At 40.8% G+C, this 16,314-nt stretch carries 18 protein-coding genes; 8 read left to right on the top strand and 10 right to left on the bottom strand.

Features of this window, described 5'->3' with window-relative positions; genetic code table 11:
- The first annotated feature begins 89 nt into the window (after positions 1-89).
- The gene (locus tag CLV32_RS06890) at positions 90-779 is read left to right on the top strand and encodes an NAD(P)H-binding protein (protein WP_133553831.1); all 690 of its coding nucleotides are present in this window, start codon (positions 90-92) and stop codon (positions 777-779) included.
- 462 nt (positions 780-1,241) lie between these two features.
- Here the strand turns inward: CLV32_RS06890 and CLV32_RS06885 are convergent, their stop codons facing one another.
- From CLV32_RS06885 to CLV32_RS06870, 4 genes are all read right to left on the bottom strand, one after another.
- Positions 1,242-1,682 (bottom strand): hypothetical protein, encoded by a 441-nt coding sequence (locus CLV32_RS06885; RefSeq protein ID WP_243732253.1) that lies wholly within the window; start codon positions 1,680-1,682, stop codon positions 1,242-1,244.
- 96 nt (positions 1,683-1,778) lie between these two features.
- Positions 1,779-1,994 (bottom strand): hypothetical protein, encoded by a 216-nt coding sequence (locus CLV32_RS06880; protein ID WP_133553829.1) that lies wholly within the window; start codon positions 1,992-1,994, stop codon positions 1,779-1,781.
- Between the two features lie 119 nt (positions 1,995-2,113).
- A complete protein-coding gene (locus CLV32_RS06875) occupies positions 2,114-2,365 on the bottom strand; it encodes a hypothetical protein (protein WP_133553827.1) in 252 nt (83 codons plus the stop codon).
- A gap of 52 nt (positions 2,366-2,417) precedes the next feature.
- Positions 2,418-3,209 (bottom strand): carbon-nitrogen hydrolase family protein, encoded by a 792-nt coding sequence (locus tag CLV32_RS06870; protein ID WP_133553825.1) that lies wholly within the window; start codon positions 3,207-3,209, stop codon positions 2,418-2,420.
- A 61-nt stretch (positions 3,210-3,270) separates the two neighbouring features.
- Here CLV32_RS06870 and CLV32_RS06865 point away from each other — a divergent pair, with 61 nt between their 5' ends.
- The 6 genes from CLV32_RS06865 (at position 3,271) to thiD (ending at position 8,377) form a co-directional block, all read left to right on the top strand.
- Positions 3,271-3,894, top strand: a complete 624-nt coding sequence (locus CLV32_RS06865; protein ID WP_243732252.1) for a PhnA domain-containing protein — start codon at positions 3,271-3,273, stop codon at positions 3,892-3,894.
- 90 nt (positions 3,895-3,984) lie between these two features.
- On the top strand, positions 3,985-4,893 hold the full coding sequence (locus CLV32_RS06860; protein WP_133553823.1) for an NAD(P)/FAD-dependent oxidoreductase: 909 nt from the start codon (positions 3,985-3,987) through the stop codon (positions 4,891-4,893).
- Between the two features lie 136 nt (positions 4,894-5,029).
- Positions 5,030-6,061: a methionine ABC transporter ATP-binding protein MetN gene (gene metN / locus CLV32_RS06855; protein ID WP_133553820.1), complete on the top strand. Its 1,032-nt coding sequence runs from the start codon at positions 5,030-5,032 to the stop codon at positions 6,059-6,061.
- A 46-nt stretch (positions 6,062-6,107) separates the two neighbouring features.
- Positions 6,108-6,710 carry a methionine ABC transporter permease MetI gene (gene metI, locus CLV32_RS06850; RefSeq protein ID WP_449415929.1) on the top strand — a complete coding sequence of 201 codons (603 nt, stop codon included), beginning with the start codon at positions 6,108-6,110 and terminating at the stop codon, positions 6,708-6,710.
- Positions 6,711-6,723: 13 nt separating this feature from the next.
- A complete protein-coding gene (metQ, locus tag CLV32_RS06845; RefSeq protein WP_133553816.1) occupies positions 6,724-7,539 on the top strand; it encodes a methionine ABC transporter substrate-binding lipoprotein MetQ in 816 nt (271 codons plus the stop codon).
- A 4-nt stretch (positions 7,540-7,543) separates the two neighbouring features.
- Complete coding sequence (gene thiD / locus CLV32_RS06840; RefSeq protein WP_133553814.1) at positions 7,544-8,377, top strand: bifunctional hydroxymethylpyrimidine kinase/phosphomethylpyrimidine kinase; 834 nt, start codon at positions 7,544-7,546, stop codon at positions 8,375-8,377.
- Here thiD and CLV32_RS06835 read toward each other — a convergent pair.
- The gene (locus CLV32_RS06835) at positions 8,327-10,789 is read right to left on the bottom strand and encodes a hypothetical protein (protein WP_133553812.1); all 2,463 of its coding nucleotides are present in this window, start codon (positions 10,787-10,789) and stop codon (positions 8,327-8,329) included. The two genes, thiD and CLV32_RS06835, sit on opposite strands and share 51 nt — an antisense overlap.
- Positions 10,790-10,855: 66 nt before the next feature.
- The gene (locus CLV32_RS06830) at positions 10,856-11,296 is read right to left on the bottom strand and encodes a DoxX family protein (protein ID WP_133553810.1); all 441 of its coding nucleotides are present in this window, start codon (positions 11,294-11,296) and stop codon (positions 10,856-10,858) included.
- A gap of 76 nt (positions 11,297-11,372) precedes the next feature.
- Between CLV32_RS06830 and CLV32_RS06825 the strand changes: the two genes are divergently transcribed.
- A complete protein-coding gene (locus CLV32_RS06825; protein WP_133553808.1) occupies positions 11,373-11,555 on the top strand; it encodes a hypothetical protein in 183 nt (60 codons plus the stop codon).
- Here the strand turns inward: CLV32_RS06825 and CLV32_RS06820 are convergent.
- From CLV32_RS06820 to CLV32_RS06805, 4 genes are all read right to left on the bottom strand, one after another.
- Positions 11,552-12,769, bottom strand: coding sequence for a GAF domain-containing sensor histidine kinase (locus tag CLV32_RS06820; RefSeq protein WP_133553806.1), 1,218 nt, complete (start codon positions 12,767-12,769; stop codon positions 11,552-11,554). The genes CLV32_RS06825 and CLV32_RS06820 overlap by 4 nt on opposite strands.
- Before the next feature lie 141 nt (positions 12,770-12,910).
- Positions 12,911-14,266: an MFS transporter gene (locus CLV32_RS06815; RefSeq protein WP_243732251.1), complete on the bottom strand. Its 1,356-nt coding sequence runs from the start codon at positions 14,264-14,266 to the stop codon at positions 12,911-12,913.
- 131 nt (positions 14,267-14,397) lie between these two features.
- A complete protein-coding gene (locus tag CLV32_RS06810) occupies positions 14,398-15,105 on the bottom strand; it encodes a LytR/AlgR family response regulator transcription factor (protein WP_133553804.1) in 708 nt (235 codons plus the stop codon).
- On the bottom strand, positions 15,102-16,148 hold the full coding sequence (locus tag CLV32_RS06805) for a sensor histidine kinase (RefSeq protein WP_133553802.1): 1,047 nt from the start codon (positions 16,146-16,148) through the stop codon (positions 15,102-15,104). The genes CLV32_RS06810 and CLV32_RS06805 overlap by 4 nt, the downstream gene beginning before the upstream one ends.
- Positions 16,149-16,314: the final 166 nt, after the last annotated feature.

Here is a 16,314-nt window from a genome sequence, read left to right as displayed (position 1 = left end):
TGATTTATATCATTTTGGTATAGCGTAATCAATGCGAATTCATGCGTTATTTTTAATAAAGGCGTTATCTTCGTGAACAATCAATAATTATGGAAGCAGCAAAAAAAAAGGCAGTAATAGTGGGCGCCAGTGGTTTAATTGGATCGGAGTTATTGGACTTACTGCTGAAAAATGATTCCTACGCAGAGGTACTTAGTTTAGTGCGTAAGGAAAAGCCAATCCAGCATCCAAAGTTGACTCAGATAGTTGTCGATTTTGAACAATTGGCAACCTATAGTAATTTAATTACCGGACATACTGTTTTTAGTTGTTTAGGAACGACAAAAAAACAAACTCCCGATACACAGCTTTATTATAAAATTGATCATGATTATCCCGTATTGTTGGCAAGGTTGGCAGCTGCTAACCAGGTAGCACAGTTTCATTATGTTTCGGCTCCTGGCGCAGATTCAAAATCGTTGATCTTTTATTCTCGGACAAAAGGAGATGCAGAAGCCGATTTAAAGAAAAGCGGGATAAGAACTTTGTATTTGTATCAGCCTTCTTTGCTTACTGGTGAAAGAAAAGAGCATCGTTTTATGGAGCAGATTGCAGAACGGATCATGAAAGTGATCGACCCTGTACTTGTTGGAAGTTGGAAGAAATATAGAAGTATATCTGGTAAGTCTGTGGCTTTAGCGATGCTGCGACGATCTCTAGTACCCGATGTGGGAGTTTTTACATTAGCATCTGATCAAATTCAAGAGATTGCAGATGCGGATAATAAAATAATGCTTTAATCTTTTATTGGTAATGTTTTGATTGCTAACCCTTAAGTATATTTTTTCTTATTGAACCTGAGCTGGATGTTGAATTGTTGATAACATTATTGGTATTCCGGCTGTTTATTTCCTAAATTAATACTGTGATTAAAAGGTATCAATAGCAGAAAAAAAGTCCTGTGAGCGGGTGATCCACGAAGGGCAGGCAAAACATAAGTCAGCAATACTTCTACAGACTCTTTTAACCAGAAAATCCCTTGCTTTGCAGGGGATTTTCTGGTTAAAAGAGTTATATACCAAACTAATTAGCGAAGCTGCTGTTCTATTACAAATCTTCTTTTATCAAATCACATGATTCAATTACTTTTTATGATTAGCGGGGTACAAGTTGGTATGTCGGAAATAATGCTTTGTGCACTGGGCGTATTAGTTTTATTCCTATTAATTAGAAATGCCTTGCTCCCCCCTAAAGAATAACAATTACATGGAAGGTGGGGTTTTTAGACCTGCTATGCCTGAAACCGTTTCTTCTTCTTCATCATGTTTTCCTTTTTTCTTTTTCTTTTGCGGACCGCGTAATTGCTCTTCGATAAAGTCGTCGTATTGCGTTTGCTGCTCTCCCTTAAGGATATTTCGGATGTTATTGTTGGTGTCGTTCTGAAGTTTGTAAATTTTTGTTACGGACTCATCACTGTAACCTCCCGTTTGCTGCTTTTTAGCAAGTGCCAATTGCTCTTTGTACATGTCTACCGTGTAATTATAGATAATACTGCGTTGGGTTGGATTTAGTTTAATCTTTTTCTCCATGGCCTCCATGTTTTTAGTAGCCAGTTCAGTGGCGGTTGGAGGGGTTTTTTGTGCATTAGCCAGGCTGCACGTTGCAATTATGGTTAAAAGAACCAGAATATATTTTTTCATCATGATTTAAAATAGCTGTTGATATCGCTTATAATTATTATGCAATAAATGTATAAAATAATCTTCAAAATTTCATACCACGCTAATTCATGAAGTAGTTTACATCGATATACCTGAAGTAACTCCCCTGTTGCCGTGGTTTTCGAGAAGTGTTAAAGCCAAAGATTCGGCACTGATGCAATTATTTAGATTTTCAATCAGCCATGTGTTACCAGGATTCAATGAAAGGGATGCTCTTGCAGTGGCAGTGTTTTTCTTTTTGTTTTCGTAATCGTTTTTTAAAAGATTATAAGCTTCTACATATCTGGTATCCATACTTGGTTTTACTGAACGTTAACAAACAACAAATATATCATATTCCTGTCTGTTGAAGATCATTTAAGTATGTGAAATTTTCGAACATATTGCCTTAATTAACGTCTTAAATCAACGTTTTACTGTGCAGACTTCAATTGATCCAGGTAAACTGTCAGAATATGCTTTAGGTATAGTTCTGGTTTCGGCATCAAAATCACTGTACCAGGTTCTTTATCTTGCGCATGCTTCAGATAATTTGCTTTAATTTTTCCCCAATCTTTGGAATACAGTTGGATAAACATCTCGACAAACTGCTTATCGGTGTAGTCTTTTGGAAGCTTGCTTAAAACAACTTCTATTTTCTCTTCTTTTCTATGTAATACTGCCATCTTAATCTTTTTCCAAAGCTACGAACTAATTTGAACCAGGGGAAAATAGTTTTTATGACTGGTATAGTTCCGGTTTTAGCCTGTTTGCCAACAGACCAGTTGCCAGTGTAAGATCCAGATCAGCAACAATTACACCGGTTCTTTTATAGGTTTCGTGAACAATACAATTACCATCAGGGGAGATAATAGCACTTGCCGACTCTGGAAATGCTGTGGCATAACCGACGCTAGCAAAATATATTGTATTTTCCAATGCGCGCATCATCATGGCTTTTTCGTAATATGGATTTTCCTTTGCTCCCCATACTGTCAGACTTGGACCCTTTATGTTGCTCCCAGTCAGGTGGGGGTGAAATACAACTTTCGCTCCTTTGCGGGCTGCCCAGCGCACCAGTTCGGGATAACGAAATCCTTCATGGCAAATGACAATGCCAAATTTTAGTCCATTGATTTCGAAAATCTGCCGACCAGTGCCAGGTAGGTACAGGTCGTCTTCACTCGGATCTAACTGATTTTTGGTTTGACACCCGATTATTTCTCCAGTGTCTGAAATAACGTAAGCCACATTTGCAATGCCATTACGATAATCCTGGTCCATCGGGATGATGACAGCGATATTAAATTCTTTTGCCCATCTACAAACCTGCTGCAGTGCTTTGTCAAGCTTTGCAGGGTCATGTGCTTCTCCATTATATTCGTAACCCCTGTATCCAGGCAAGTATGTTTCAGGAAAACAAACTAGCTTGGCTTCTGAGGCTGCCGATTCTATGATCAATTGTTTTACCCAATACAGGCCATCTTCGAGCGATTTTGGAATAGGCGGGGAGGCTAAGGCTATTTTCATAATTGAAGAAGTTACTGTTGATCTCGTAAAATTATTAAATTTACAGAAGCAAAACGGTGTAATGGGTAAAATAATTACCTTCGCAATCCCGATTAAAATGATGGATATGAAATTTGAAGAGCAATTGCTAAAGAGAAGTAACAATCAATGTGAACTGTGCCAATCTGGCGCTACACTTACTGTTTACCAAGTTTCTCCTCAGACAGAAAAAACGACTGAAAATTGTTTTATGATCTGCGAAACCTGCTTATCTCAGGTAGAACAACGTTCCGAAATGGATAAGAACCACTGGCGTTGCCTTACCGGAAGCATTTGGAGTGAAGTGCCAGGTGTACAAGTGGTAGCCTGGAGAATGCTTAAACGTATGAGCACTGAAAGTTGGGCTGTTGATCTACTCGACACGATGTACCTGGACGATGAAACGCTGAACTGGGCAAAAGCAGGGGTAGATGATGAACAAACACCGGAAGATGTACATAAAGACAGTCTCGGCGCAACTTTATTTACTGGCGATTCTGTAGTGTTGACAAAAACCCTGGACGTTAAAGGATCATCTTTAAACGCTAAATTAGGTACTGTAGTGAAAAATATTCGCCTGGTAGAAAACAATACAGACCAGATAGAAGGAAGGATTGAAGGTCAGGTTATTGTGATCCTGACTAAATACGTGCGTAGACAAAATTAGTAGCAGGTCTTTCAGCTTGTTAGTAAAACTAACAAAAAACTAATTATGCAATTTTGTTGCAATTAATATATTGGATACCTTTAGTGCATTATGGACAAAAATAATTTGATATATGATGCCCTGATTGTCGGTGGCAGTTATGCTGGTCTTTCTGCAGCTTTGGGATTAGGTAGGGCAAGGCGCAAGGTTCTTGTGATTGATCATGGCATGCCTTGCAATCGTCAGACTCCACATTCGCATAATTTTTTGACACAGGATGGTAGTACACCTGCTGAGATCTCGGCGCTGGCAAAAGCGCAGGTATCTGCTTACCCAACAGTTCAGATCATGAATGATACTGTAGCAGGCGTAAGCGGAGAGAATATGGGTTTTGCAGTTTCTCTGGCTGATGGCGGACTTGTGCGTGCTAAAAAAATCATTTTCGCAACGGGTATTCAAGATCTAATGCCGGATATTCCAGGATTCAAAGAAAGTTGGGGTATATCAGTAATCCATTGTCCATATTGCCATGGATACGAATATAGTGATCAGCCTACAGGATTATTGCTCAATGGAGATGCAGCTTTCGACTTTGGACAGGTGATTCGTAACTGGACTGATCAGCTTACCATCTTCACAAACGGCGTCTCGACACTTTCTTCCGCTCAGACTGCTGAGCTGCAACTCCTCGGAATCATGCTTAATGAAATACCAATTAAAAGCGTCAGTCATACTGATGGACATTTGACTGGAGTTACACTTTCTAATGAAGACCAGGTCCCGCTTGCCGCAATGTATGCAAGGTTGCCTTTCAAACAACATAGTCAGATACCTGTTGATCTTGGATGTGGGTTAAATGCACTTGGTTATCTGGAGGTAGATGATATGCAGCGAACAACGGTAGCGGGGATTTTTGCCGCTGGCGACAATGCATCACCGTTTAGGTCTGTTGCAGGGGCTGTTGCTGCAGGAGCCAAAACTGCCGCTATGCTAAATCATGACCTGATAATGGGTAAGTAAAATGCAATTTAATTGATTAAAGCTTGTAAAGTCCGTTATAAATCGCTTTTTTTGCAGCAAAGACTACATAAATACTAGATTAAATTTTTGTGGTCAGATTATCAGCGGTATTCGCTGGTGTCTTTTACCTGCTTTTATGATCATTTTAAAAAACCTGAATAAGGATTTTCATCAAAAAAATAAAAAAGTAACAGCGCTTGCAAATGTTTCTCTGGAGGTAAAACCGGGTAAGATATTTGGGATCATCGGCGCTTCAGGAGCTGGCAAGAGTACGTTAATCCGTTGTGTTAACTTGTTGGAAGTTCCGGATTCAGGCGAAGTGATTGTAGATGGAAGAAATCTGATGACTTTATCTTCCGGGGAATTGAGCAAGGCGAGGAGAGAGATCGGGATGATCTTCCAGCATTTTAATTTACTATCATCACGCACCGTATCCGGTAACGTAGCTTTTCCTCTTGAATTGGCTGGGATGCCTAAAAGGGATATTGCGATCAGGGTGTCAGAATTGCTATCCCTTGTTGGCTTGGCGGAGAAGGCGACAGATTATCCGGCAACATTATCTGGTGGTCAAAAACAACGTTTAGCTATTGCACGCACACTGGCCTGCAATCCTAAAATTTTGCTTTGCGATGAAGCAACAAGTGCATTGGATCCCGCAACTACAAAATCTATTCTGGAACTGTTGAAAGATATCAACCGGCGATTTAATATCACAATTTTATTGATTACCCATGAGATGGATGTGGTCAAGAGTATTTGTGATGAAGTGGCTGTAATCAGCGAAGGAAAATTGGTTGAGCAGGGCACGGTAAGTGAGATCTTTGCACATCCTAAGACGGAACTGACGAGTGCCTTTATTAAATCGGCAATTAAAGTTACCGTTCCCGATTTTTATAGGGATCGTCTGCATCAGGAAAAAGTTGCTGATAGTAATCCCTTACTTAAATTAGGCTTTACGGGAGACACAACAGATAGTGCCGTAATATCCGAAGCAAGTCAGCGGTTTGCTATAAAATACAATATCATTACAGCACAGATCGAATACGCTGGAGCTGTTAAATTTGGTGTTATGATCGTGGAGGTTACGGGGGCGTCTGATCAGCATGAACAGGCAATGAATTGGTTTAAAACGCAACATATTATTGTGGAGGAGTTAGGGTATGTCTGAGTCGATGTTGATCATGTTATTAAAAGGAACGGGCGAAACACTTGTTATGACCCTTCTATCAGGCTTATTCGGTTTCATACTCGGGCTGCCTACAGGAGTCTTACTTTTTCTTACCCGTAAAGGACAGGTATTGGAAAGTCTTGCTTTCAATCGTTTTATATCCGTTCTGGTAAACATTTTCCGCTCTATTCCTTTTATAATATTAATCGTTTGGATGATTCCCTTCACCCGGGCATTGGTAGGTACATCCATTGGTGTAAGCGCTGCGCTTGTACCGTTAAGTATCGGTGCTGCCCCATTTATTGCAAGGATGGTAGAGAATAGTTTACTCGAAATCCCAAATGGTTTGATTGAAGCGGCGCGTGCAATGGGTGCCAGACCTTTACAAATTGTATATAAAGTTTTACTACCCGAGGCGCTGCCATCGATTGTCAACACTGCCTCGATTACCCTCATCACGCTGGTAGGTTATTCAGCTATGGGTGGGGCCGTTGGTGCTGGTGGTCTTGGACAAATTGGTTATCAGTATGGGTACGTTGGATACGACGTCACTGTGATGAACACTGTATTGGTAATATTAGTCGCCATAGTATTTTTAATACAACAAATTGGAGATCGCATTTCTAAAAAAGTAGATCACCGTAAATAAAGAATTCTATCTTATGAAACATACATACAACACATTACTTATAGCAGCATTTGCAATTACAAGCCTGATGGGCTGTTCTGGTGGCGCAAAAAAGGACGATCCTAACAAGATCAAAGTAGGCGTAGAGGCTGGCCCGGAATTCAGGGTAGCCCAGGAAGCACAAAAGGTTGCAAAAGAGAAATATGGACTTGATGTTGAATTGGTGCAGTTTAATGATTATGTAATGCCAAATGAAGCATTACATCAAGGTGATATTGATGTAAATGCTTATCAAAATAAACCATATCTGGATGTGCAGGCTAAGCAAAGGGGTTATCATTTTGCTATTGTTGGTAACACGTTCACCTATCCCATGGCAGGTTATTCTAAAAAAATCAAATCCATTGCTGAGCTAAAAACAGGAAATACGATCATCATTCCAAATGATCCTACCAATGGCGGCCGTGCGTTGCTATTGTTGCAAAAAGCTGGGTTAATCACGTTAAAAGCAGGAGTGGGGTTGTTGCCTACTTTGAATGATGTGACTGGAAATCCTAAGGAACTTAAAATCCTGGAACTTGAGGCGCCGCAGTTGCCGCGCGCGCTAGACGACAGAGATGTTACTATTGCGATTATCAACAATACATTTGCTACGCCTATTGGGCTAGTTGCGGAGCGCGATGGGATTTTTGTGGAGAGCAGGCAGTCACCTTATGTAAATATTATTGTTTCCAGAGAAGACAATAAAAATGCCGAGAAGGTTAAGAAATTTGTGCAGGCATTTCAGTCTCCTGAAGTAGAGAAAGCTGCGCTTGTAGAGTTTAAAGGCGGCGCAATTAAGGGCTGGTAACAGGATGTCTGACTACGTTTATCCGTCAGTCTTAACCATAGCGGGATCTGACAGTGGAGGTGGTGCAGGAATTCAGGCAGACCTTAAAACGTTTGCTGCACTAGGCTGTTACGGCACCAGCGCAATTACTGCCCTTACTGCACAGAACACACAAGGTGTATCGTCTATTTACGGGATTCCTGCCGGCATCCTTTCGGGGCAAATTTTAGCTGTACTGGGAGATATCCGTCCATCGGCTATTAAGATCGGAATGTTATACAATAAAGAACAGATTGAATCTGTTGTATCTGCACTTATTCAGTACCCCGGGATTCCCGTGGTTATCGATCCGGTAATGAAAGCTACTGCGGGTCAGAATTTAATACAAGAAGTTGCTATCCCGGCGATGCGTGATCTTCTGTTTCCCCTGGTTACCTTGATTACTCCCAATCTGGACGAAGCCAGTATTCTGAGTAATATGACAGTTACGAATGAACAACAAATGCAAGATGCTGCACAAGAAATGCTAAAAACAGGCTGCTATGGCGTTCTTGTAAAGGGGGGGCATTTAAAAACAGAGACCCTTTGCAATGTCTATGCGGACGGTGCCGGCCTTATCCGTAAATATTTTTCAAGTCGCGTGGAAACGGCCAACACACATGGTACAGGTTGCACGCTTTCGTCTGCAATTGCTGCCTACCTCGCTTTAGGTGAACAGCTGGATATGGCAATTGAGCGCGCAGGTATATTTGTTCAAAACGCTTTGATTGCCGGTAAAAATGTTAAAACAGGAAAAGGTAAGGGACCTTTAAACCATTTTTTTGCGCCTACGCCATTGATAAAGCGGAAACTGCAGTAAAACCAGAATCAATAATGCCGATCCTGCCAGAGAGATATGCTCTCCGGTGTAATAGGAGTCGGGATGGAAAACAAATTCGATAGTATGTTTACCCTGCGGAATTTGTGCGGCTCGTACCAGGTAGTTTGCCGAAAAATAGGGCTTTTCTACCCCATCAATAAACATCTTCCAGCCACGTGTGTAATAAATCTCTGAGAACACTGCAATATTGGCTTGTGTAGAATTGCTCTCATACACCATTTTATCGGGCGCATAACTCGATAATGTGATCACGCCGCTGGCAGTGCCGGGATGCCATGGTGTGCCTTCAATTTGAGATTTGAATCTCTGGTCAACGATCGCCTCATCTTTAGGCGAAAAGTTGGTAATCGCCTTCATTTCTTCATCTGCATTTTTCACATATTTAACCTTACTCACAAACCACGCATGACCACAGGCTGTCGTATTAACCTGTGCCTGCAACGTTGCAGAAGTATCGGCATTGCTGATTATATATTTCGTGTTTAGCATATCAAGAACTGCCATATTAATCGTTTTACTGAATTGAACGGTGATTACTTCGTCAAATTTTTTCAACCTGGCTGCTGAATATCCACCTATCGACTTATGGAAATATGGCGTAGTAGCGTCACTCAGAATATTTTCTGTAAGGTCTATGACCTTATAATCAGGATCTGGGTCTTTTAGGATCTGTAAGTCTACTGCTCTGGGCTGTGGCTTTACAACATCCTGTCTTTCTACAAAACTACCAGTGTTGAGGTAACGTTTATCTATGGGCCACATATCAATTAATACGAGTGCTACGAAGCCAAGCGACAATACCGTAGCTGTAATTTTGTTTTTTAGGAAGGCCCAAACCAGCGCAAATGCCAATGCTATAAAAATAAAAGAACGGATGGCATCGTCCTGGGCTGCAGCTTTTCTATCGGCGGCAAGCGCATCGCCCAATATGTTGGCTGTAGATTGGTCAACCTTTAACATTTGGGCTAATTGTGCAACGAAGTCGAGGTGGTTGCTACTTTTGAAAGAAAGAAATACATCAGGTATAATGGCAACGAGTAAACTTAAGCCCCCAGTGATATAGAGTGAATGTTTTGCTTTTTTTAGTAAAAAAGTTCTGTCTGTAGCCGCTGTGAGTTCCTGAGCTGCCAGTAATGCGAGCATCGGGAAACAAAGCCCAGCTACCGCAAGAATAGATTCTACCGCTCTAAATTTATTGTAAAGAGGAAAATAATCGAAGAAAAGGTCTGATACAAATGGGAAATTCTTACCAAATGACAGGAGCATGGTTAGCAGTACCACTGCCAGCAACCACCATTTCATTTTATTTTTGACGATAAACAGACCCAGTACAAAAAGGAAGCAGACTACAGCCCCAAAGTAAAACGATCCTTCTGTGAACGGTTTTTCGCCCCAGTAGGATGACCCTATATTTTGGGCAATGTAAGTCGCCTGACTTGGATCCGCCCCGATGTCTGTTAGACTTTTGACCACATGTTCGTGTTGCTGTGCGTTACCTCTTGAGCTTCCTCCATAAGCGTTGGGAATTAGAAAAGTAATACACTCACCTACGCCCTGACTCCATTGATAGGCATAAGCTTTGGAAAGGCCTTTGCCAGATTCCTTTATCTCGGCTGTAAGATTTGATTTCCCGCGAATCGTATCCTTACCGTAGTCGTATGTGCTCCACAGTGAGGATGCGTTTACAGCTATCGCGATCAGCGTTGCTACGCCAGCGAAAGCAATAGACCTGGCTAGCAGTTGGAACGTTTTGCTTTTAAAGGCATGATAGGTTTCGATTCCTACTAAAATCAGAATTGCCAGCAATAAATAATAGGTCATCTGGATGTGGTTAGCTCTGATCTCGAGCGCTAAGAATAACGCTGTCAGTGCTATTCCTGCACTATATTTGCCTCGAAAAATAAGCAAAATTCCTGCGAGTACAGGGGCAAAAAATGCAATGGCAAACACTTGATTTGCATGTCCGGCGGTAATTAGGATGATATTGTAAGAGGAAAAAGTAAAAGCAATGGCACCTGCGGCAGCAAGCCAGGGATTTAGCTTAACAACACAAAATAAGAGATAAGTTCCTGCCAATAACAGCAAAACCGTTCCTATAGGATTTGGAAAAATGGCATTGATACCCTTAATAATCCATGTTGTGATATTTGCGGGGTAAGGTGCCCAGATTTGAAAGGTAGGCATGCCACCATGAATTTGATTGGTCCACAAAATCGTTTCTCCCTTTTCCTTATATTGGTTGATCTCGGTCTGTGTAGATTGAGCCCTGGTGACATCATTCTGCCCAATTGTTTTTCCTGAAAATGCAGGATAGAAATACACAAAACAGATTGCGAAAAATAAGAGGAAGACGAAAATATGTGAGCTGTTTTGTTTAAACCAATTGTTCATAATGTAATGTTATAAGCGTCAAATCTAAAGATAAGACGCTTATAAAAAAACACTATATATGTTTAATCAGGCTGCGAGATCCTTTTTTTCGTATTCAATGGACAATCGTCCATCTCCCATTACCAAAAATAAGAGAAGTCCGACAAAAACCAGACTCGATAGCCAGATTTCTGAATACGGCCTGAAAATATTTGGCGACAGGTTTACAAAAAATACCGCAACGATGAGAATTGGCAGGTTGAGCAAGCAAAATACTCTCGTATTAGATCCCAGGGCTATTAGCAAGCCGCCAATGATGTGAAGCGCAATAATGAGGTGCGCCATGAAACTAATGGTGACCGAGGTCCCCAAACGGGCATTTTCCATTAACAATGTAAACGCATGAAGATTTAAAGCGAATGCGATTCCCTTCCAGATTAAAATAATTCCCAGTACGATACGCAGGTAGTCCAGTGATTTTGGGTGATGCTCATCACCCCAGTTTTGGATTTTTGTGATTATGCTCATGATGAATATATTTGGTAATTAAATATACACAAAATAACAGCATTTAGTTTTGTAATTTTGTGACTCAGAGATTCCTATGATCAGACTTAATAACGATACCCCTACATCGGTACTGCAAGACGTAAAAATTGGAGATATGGTTACAGATACTTTTAGTAAAACAGGGCTGGTGGAGGAAATAGATATAGAAGATGATGGTCTGTCTAAGATTTATAAATTTACGCTGGTAACCGGAAGGAACATTGAAATAAAGCGTTAGTTTTCAAATGGACGTTTCTTAATGGTAAAGATAAAGGAACTTCCATATCCCAATTCAGACTCCACTTTGATGTTGCCTTTAAGTTTTTCTACCAGCGCTTTTACAGTTGACAGTCCAAGTCCATTGCCTTTTTCATTAAAGCGATCAGATTGCTCAAGTGTAACATGTTTTTGGAAAATGATTTCTTTATGCGCATCAACGATACCAATTCCATTGTCCTTAACCCTAAATAGATAGTGAGTAATGGTTTCTTTAACCGAAATACTGATCAAACAGCGGGCTTTGTCCGAATACCTAATCGCGTTGCTGATCAGATTAATAAATATCTGCTCAAGGGCTACTTTTGAACTGATCAGCGTAGCATCCGCTTCCGTTATCTCAATCTGTACATTTTCTGGCATCTTGATCAGGCTGCTGATTTTATTAACCAATTCCTTAAAATCAATGGTTTCAATATTTAGCAGTAAGCTAGCCGGATCTTTTGAGTAATTCAGCATTTCATCAACAATGCCGATCAGGCTTTGAGTAGCGTTGCGGGTAATAGCAACCATCTTCAAGCCTTTTTCATCTCCCCGGGAATTCAGATGTTTTTCCATCATATCTGTAGATAACATCATATTTGTAAGGGGGTTTTTAATGTCGTGAGCTGCGGTAGATGCAAAATTTTGCACAAAAGAATTGACCTCAATCAAAGATTCGTTAGCCTTGCGAAGATCGGAGATTTTCTTTTTGAGTTCGATCTGGGTCATTACCTGTTTAGCCAATACCTCAAGGCAAAGAACTTGTTGAGGTGTCATTTCCTTAGGCTTCACATCCAGTACACATAAGGTGCCCAAGGGAAATCCGCTTTCGCTCAATAAAGGTACGCCAGCATAGAAAACCACGTTAGGATCACCGGTTACTAATGGATTGGATTTGAAGCGTTGGTCTGTCCGAAGATCCTCAACAATCATGATTTCCTTCGGCCGGGCAATTGTGTGCGCGCAGAAGGCATGTTCTTTTGGTGTTTCTCTAACTTCTGTTCCCACTACGCTTTTAAACCATTGTCTGCTTCCATCCAATAAGGTGATCAGTGCCACAGGAGTCTGGCAGATTTCTGAAGCGAGCTTTGTTAGTTCATCAAATTCATGCTCTGCCGGGGTATCAAGGATGTCATATGCTTTTAAGGCTGCAAGACGTTGAGATTCATTCGGCAATACTGGATAGGTGCGCATAGGTTAAGCTTCTGACCAAAAATAGTTTAAATCCTCTTGATAATCGCATACAAGTTATTCCCTGCAGGAATCATTGAATGGTGTGCATCTAAAAACGTGGCAATCAAGATAGGCGCAGCTGTTTCCTTGAAGACCACAAAGCTATAAGGGGGCCGGATTATTAGGCTTTAATAACAAACGGTAGCTGATCGCGCAGGTGAAAAGTAAGCAGGTGATTATTATCCAGAGCCAATTATATCCCAATTTTTCGGCCAGGAAGAACCCACCACTCGGGCCAACTATTTGAGCAAAAGACCAGCTTAGCGTATATCCGGCAGCATAAAGCCCACGGTTATGTTCGTTGCTCCTGTTGATTACAAAGGTATTAATGAAGGGCAAAGAAAACATTTCGCCTAAAGTAAAGAACAACATAGACACTATTGCCAGTGTTAAATGGAAAACTACCGGGCTATTGAGGACGAGGTAGGAGAGGGACACCAATAATACCCCTGTGATGATAAAGAACATGGGCGTACGCTTTTTTTCTATGCTATTGATCATTACCATTTCAAATAACGCAATTACCACGCCATTCAAGCCCATGATCAGTCCTATGTTAAACTCGTCAATATGCCAGATTTCTTTATAAAAAAGAGGCACAACCCTGAACATCACAAAGAAACAAGTAGTGAACATGCTGCTGATAACGATAAATCTGATAAATAAGCCGTCCTTCCAGGGCTTTAGTACTTCTATGTTTGCTTTAATTGCCTGCGCCGCTTTGTGTGCTGCCTTTCTTGACGGTAAAAGGAAGAGTATAATTATGCCAACCAAGACGCTTACACCGCCATCAACGGTGAATAACAATGGGTAGCTGAAAGATGCGATCAATCCTCCTGTACTGGCCCCAACTGCCCAACCTACATTTGTTGCCAATCTGTTTAAAGAGTATGATCGGGTGATTGTTCCCGCTTTAGCATAGGTTGCGATCGCAGCGAAGTTTGCAGGACGAAATGCTTCTGAGAAGAAGCTAATCACGACAGCTAGCACACATAAGGTAGAAAAATGTGTGACGGTTGCATACAGAATAAATAACCCACCACCTATAATTGAAGCCAAAATTTGAACTGGCCTAAAACCAATCAGATCAGTAAGTTTCCCGCCAGCTGCTGAACCTAAGATTGAGCCAATTCCAAATAACGTAATAATCAGACCTGCATCAGAAGTACTGCGATAAAGACCCTGTGTCATGTATAAACTCATGAATGGAACAGCCATATATCCGCATCTGTTGATTAACATCACAACACTGAGCAACCAGGTTTCCCGACTGAGACCACTAAAAGAAGTTTTATAAGTGTTGAGAATTAACCTGAACATATTTGGCTGATCTTTTGGCGCAAAAATAGTGATTCGGAAATCAATTGGCCGGAAATTTGGTTTTTTGTTGATGCCTTTCTTAAGCTTAGATAGCTTTATCTTATAAACTGTTATTTGTTGCCATACAGGTAAGGACATTCCTAAATGCTAAATGGAGTTGTTGATCAATTGCGAATTTCGTAATTATAGATCCGATATATTAATAATTACTTTATAATCAATTGTATAGTATTTTTATCTATAGTGTTACTTAAGATTTCTATTTGTTGTCAGAAGTTCCGGGTGTTGATATACTCCATCAACGTTTCCCGATAAGATTCGCCAATTGGGATTTCTGCTTTGCGGATGATGACCTGGTATTTTTGAACAGACTCTATTTTATCAAGGGCGATAATGAAAGATCTGTGAACCCGCATAAAATCATGTTGCGGCAATTTCTCAGTAAGGTCTTTTAAATTGATGCGCGTGATTACAGGTTTATCATTAACTAAAATGATCTTTACATAATCTTTTAAACCTTCAATATAAGCAATATCTGTCATCCTGATTTTGACAAGTGAGTATCCTGCATTTACGAAGAAGTGACTCTCTGATGAAGGCATTTGTATAGCGGGTTTATTGCGCAATGTGAACAGATCATGAGCCTTCCCAACGGCGCTAAAAAATCGTGCAAAATTGACGGGCTTTACCAGGTAGTCTACAACATTAAGATTGAAAGCTTCCAGTGCATAATGTTCAAATGCAGTGATTAGGACAATCATGGGTGGCTTTTCCATGGCCTGGATAAATTCCAGGCCACTAATTCCAGGCATCTTAATGTCCAGAAAAATAAGATCTATTTGTTGTTCTCTTACAACATGCAACGCGTCGATAGCATTACGGCAGGAAGCAACATGCTTCAGGAATGGTATTTTACGGAGATTATCCTCAATAAGCTCCACCGCTAAAAGCTCATCATCAACGATCAGGCAATTCATGAATCTAGTTTAATTATCAGTTCAGCTTTAAAAACCTCTTCCCTTGTGGATACTTTGAGGCTATATTTACCTGGGTATAACAGTTCCAACCTTCGTTTAATATTTTGCAGTCCGATGCCGGTCTCGCTTTCCTCCATGTCTGCAACTGGGCTGATGTTATTCAATACAACGAATTGCAGGGTGGAATTGGTAAGCGTGATGAAAATGTCTATTAACGGATTTTCTACCATAGAAAGTCCATGTTTAAAAGCATTTTCTACAAAAGGAATCAGTAGCATAGGTTCAATTCTGTACTGCTCCAGATGTCCACTGATATACATGTTCAGTTTAACCGTGTCGCCGTAACGCAGCAACTGCAGGTCCACATAGTTTTTTAGGTATTCTACTTCAGTATTTAGTGCAATATGGTTTCCGTTTCGTTCATATAACATGTAACGCATTAGGTTCGACATGTTGATGAGGGAGGCTTCCAGCAATTCGGAATTTTTACGGGCTAGCGAAACCATACTATTTAGCACATTAAACATGAAATGCGGGCTGATTTGGGATCTTAGGAAAGTCAATTCTGTTTTAAGCTGGGCGTTTTCCCGTCTGCTCAGCGCACGCTCCCTGCTGTTGATGTTCAATAGGATGCAGTAGCAGTAACTGCTCAACACCGAAACTGCAAATGGCGGAACGGCAAAGAAAGGGTTAAATGGAGGTGGGCCAGGCATGGTTGCTTTAAAATGTGTGCCGATATCCTGGCCGGAAGGATGAATATACCTGGAAACGCTGAGGTAGATCAGAAAGCAAACTAATATGCCTATGCCATACAATATCCATCCTTTTGGCTGTTTAAGGGCAGGAAAAAGCAAATACGCATGAAAGTAGAATATAATTAGAATAAGTAGATTTCTGTAAAACATATCCCGCACAAAATTCTTGTGCACGCCAGACAACGCCCCGCTTTGTGGAAATAAAAAAGGTAACAGGGCGAATACCAGCCAAAGCAGGAGTGGTATAAACTGGTAGAACCAGTTTTGAACAAATATTTTTTTTACCATAGCATGAAAGGCACAAGATAAATAAAGGCGGGTAAAAACAGCGCGTTCAGCGTATTCCTTTCGTCGCTGAAAACACGCCAACTATCGCATAAATATGCAGTTACGTCGATATTTCAAATCAGCCAGTCTTTATCCTGTAATTTCAGCTTCAATTATGGTTAGAAAA

The sequence above is a fragment of the Pedobacter duraquae genome (assembly GCF_004362245.1).
GTDB lineage: Bacteria > Bacteroidota > Bacteroidia > Sphingobacteriales > Sphingobacteriaceae > Pedobacter > Pedobacter duraquae.
This window is presented reverse-complemented; position numbering and strand designations above follow the sequence as displayed.

What these genes read in the sequence shown, in the direction of transcription:
- CLV32_RS06890 (WP_133553831.1), top strand. Translation starts at nt 90, where the DNA reads ATGGAAGCAGCAAAAAAAAAGGCAGTAATAGTGGGCGCCAGTGGTTTA.
- CLV32_RS06885 (WP_243732253.1), bottom strand. Translation starts at nt 1,682, where the DNA reads ATGATGAAAAAATATATTCTGGTTCTTTTAACCATAATTGCAACGTGC.
- CLV32_RS06880 (WP_133553829.1), bottom strand. Translation starts at nt 1,994, where the DNA reads ATGGATACCAGATATGTAGAAGCTTATAATCTTTTAAAAAACGATTAC.
- CLV32_RS06875 (WP_133553827.1), bottom strand. Translation starts at nt 2,365, where the DNA reads ATGGCAGTATTACATAGAAAAGAAGAGAAAATAGAAGTTGTTTTAAGC.
- CLV32_RS06870 (WP_133553825.1), bottom strand. Translation starts at nt 3,209, where the DNA reads ATGAAAATAGCCTTAGCCTCCCCGCCTATTCCAAAATCGCTCGAAGAT.
- CLV32_RS06865 (WP_243732252.1), top strand. Translation starts at nt 3,271, where the DNA reads ATGGGTAAAATAATTACCTTCGCAATCCCGATTAAAATGATGGATATG.
- CLV32_RS06860 (WP_133553823.1), top strand. Translation starts at nt 3,985, where the DNA reads ATGGACAAAAATAATTTGATATATGATGCCCTGATTGTCGGTGGCAGT.
- metN (WP_133553820.1), top strand. Translation starts at nt 5,030, where the DNA reads ATGATCATTTTAAAAAACCTGAATAAGGATTTTCATCAAAAAAATAAA.
- metI (WP_449415929.1), top strand. Translation starts at nt 6,108, where the DNA reads ATGACCCTTCTATCAGGCTTATTCGGTTTCATACTCGGGCTGCCTACA.
- metQ (WP_133553816.1), top strand. Translation starts at nt 6,724, where the DNA reads ATGAAACATACATACAACACATTACTTATAGCAGCATTTGCAATTACA.
- thiD (WP_133553814.1), top strand. Translation starts at nt 7,544, where the DNA reads ATGTCTGACTACGTTTATCCGTCAGTCTTAACCATAGCGGGATCTGAC.
- CLV32_RS06835 (WP_133553812.1), bottom strand. Translation starts at nt 10,789, where the DNA reads ATGAACAATTGGTTTAAACAAAACAGCTCACATATTTTCGTCTTCCTC.
- CLV32_RS06830 (WP_133553810.1), bottom strand. Translation starts at nt 11,296, where the DNA reads ATGAGCATAATCACAAAAATCCAAAACTGGGGTGATGAGCATCACCCA.
- CLV32_RS06825 (WP_133553808.1), top strand. Translation starts at nt 11,373, where the DNA reads ATGATCAGACTTAATAACGATACCCCTACATCGGTACTGCAAGACGTA.
- CLV32_RS06820 (WP_133553806.1), bottom strand. Translation starts at nt 12,769, where the DNA reads ATGCGCACCTATCCAGTATTGCCGAATGAATCTCAACGTCTTGCAGCC.
- CLV32_RS06815 (WP_243732251.1), bottom strand. Translation starts at nt 14,266, where the DNA reads ATGTCCTTACCTGTATGGCAACAAATAACAGTTTATAAGATAAAGCTA.
- CLV32_RS06810 (WP_133553804.1), bottom strand. Translation starts at nt 15,105, where the DNA reads ATGAATTGCCTGATCGTTGATGATGAGCTTTTAGCGGTGGAGCTTATT.
- CLV32_RS06805 (WP_133553802.1), bottom strand. Translation starts at nt 16,148, where the DNA reads ATGGTAAAAAAAATATTTGTTCAAAACTGGTTCTACCAGTTTATACCA.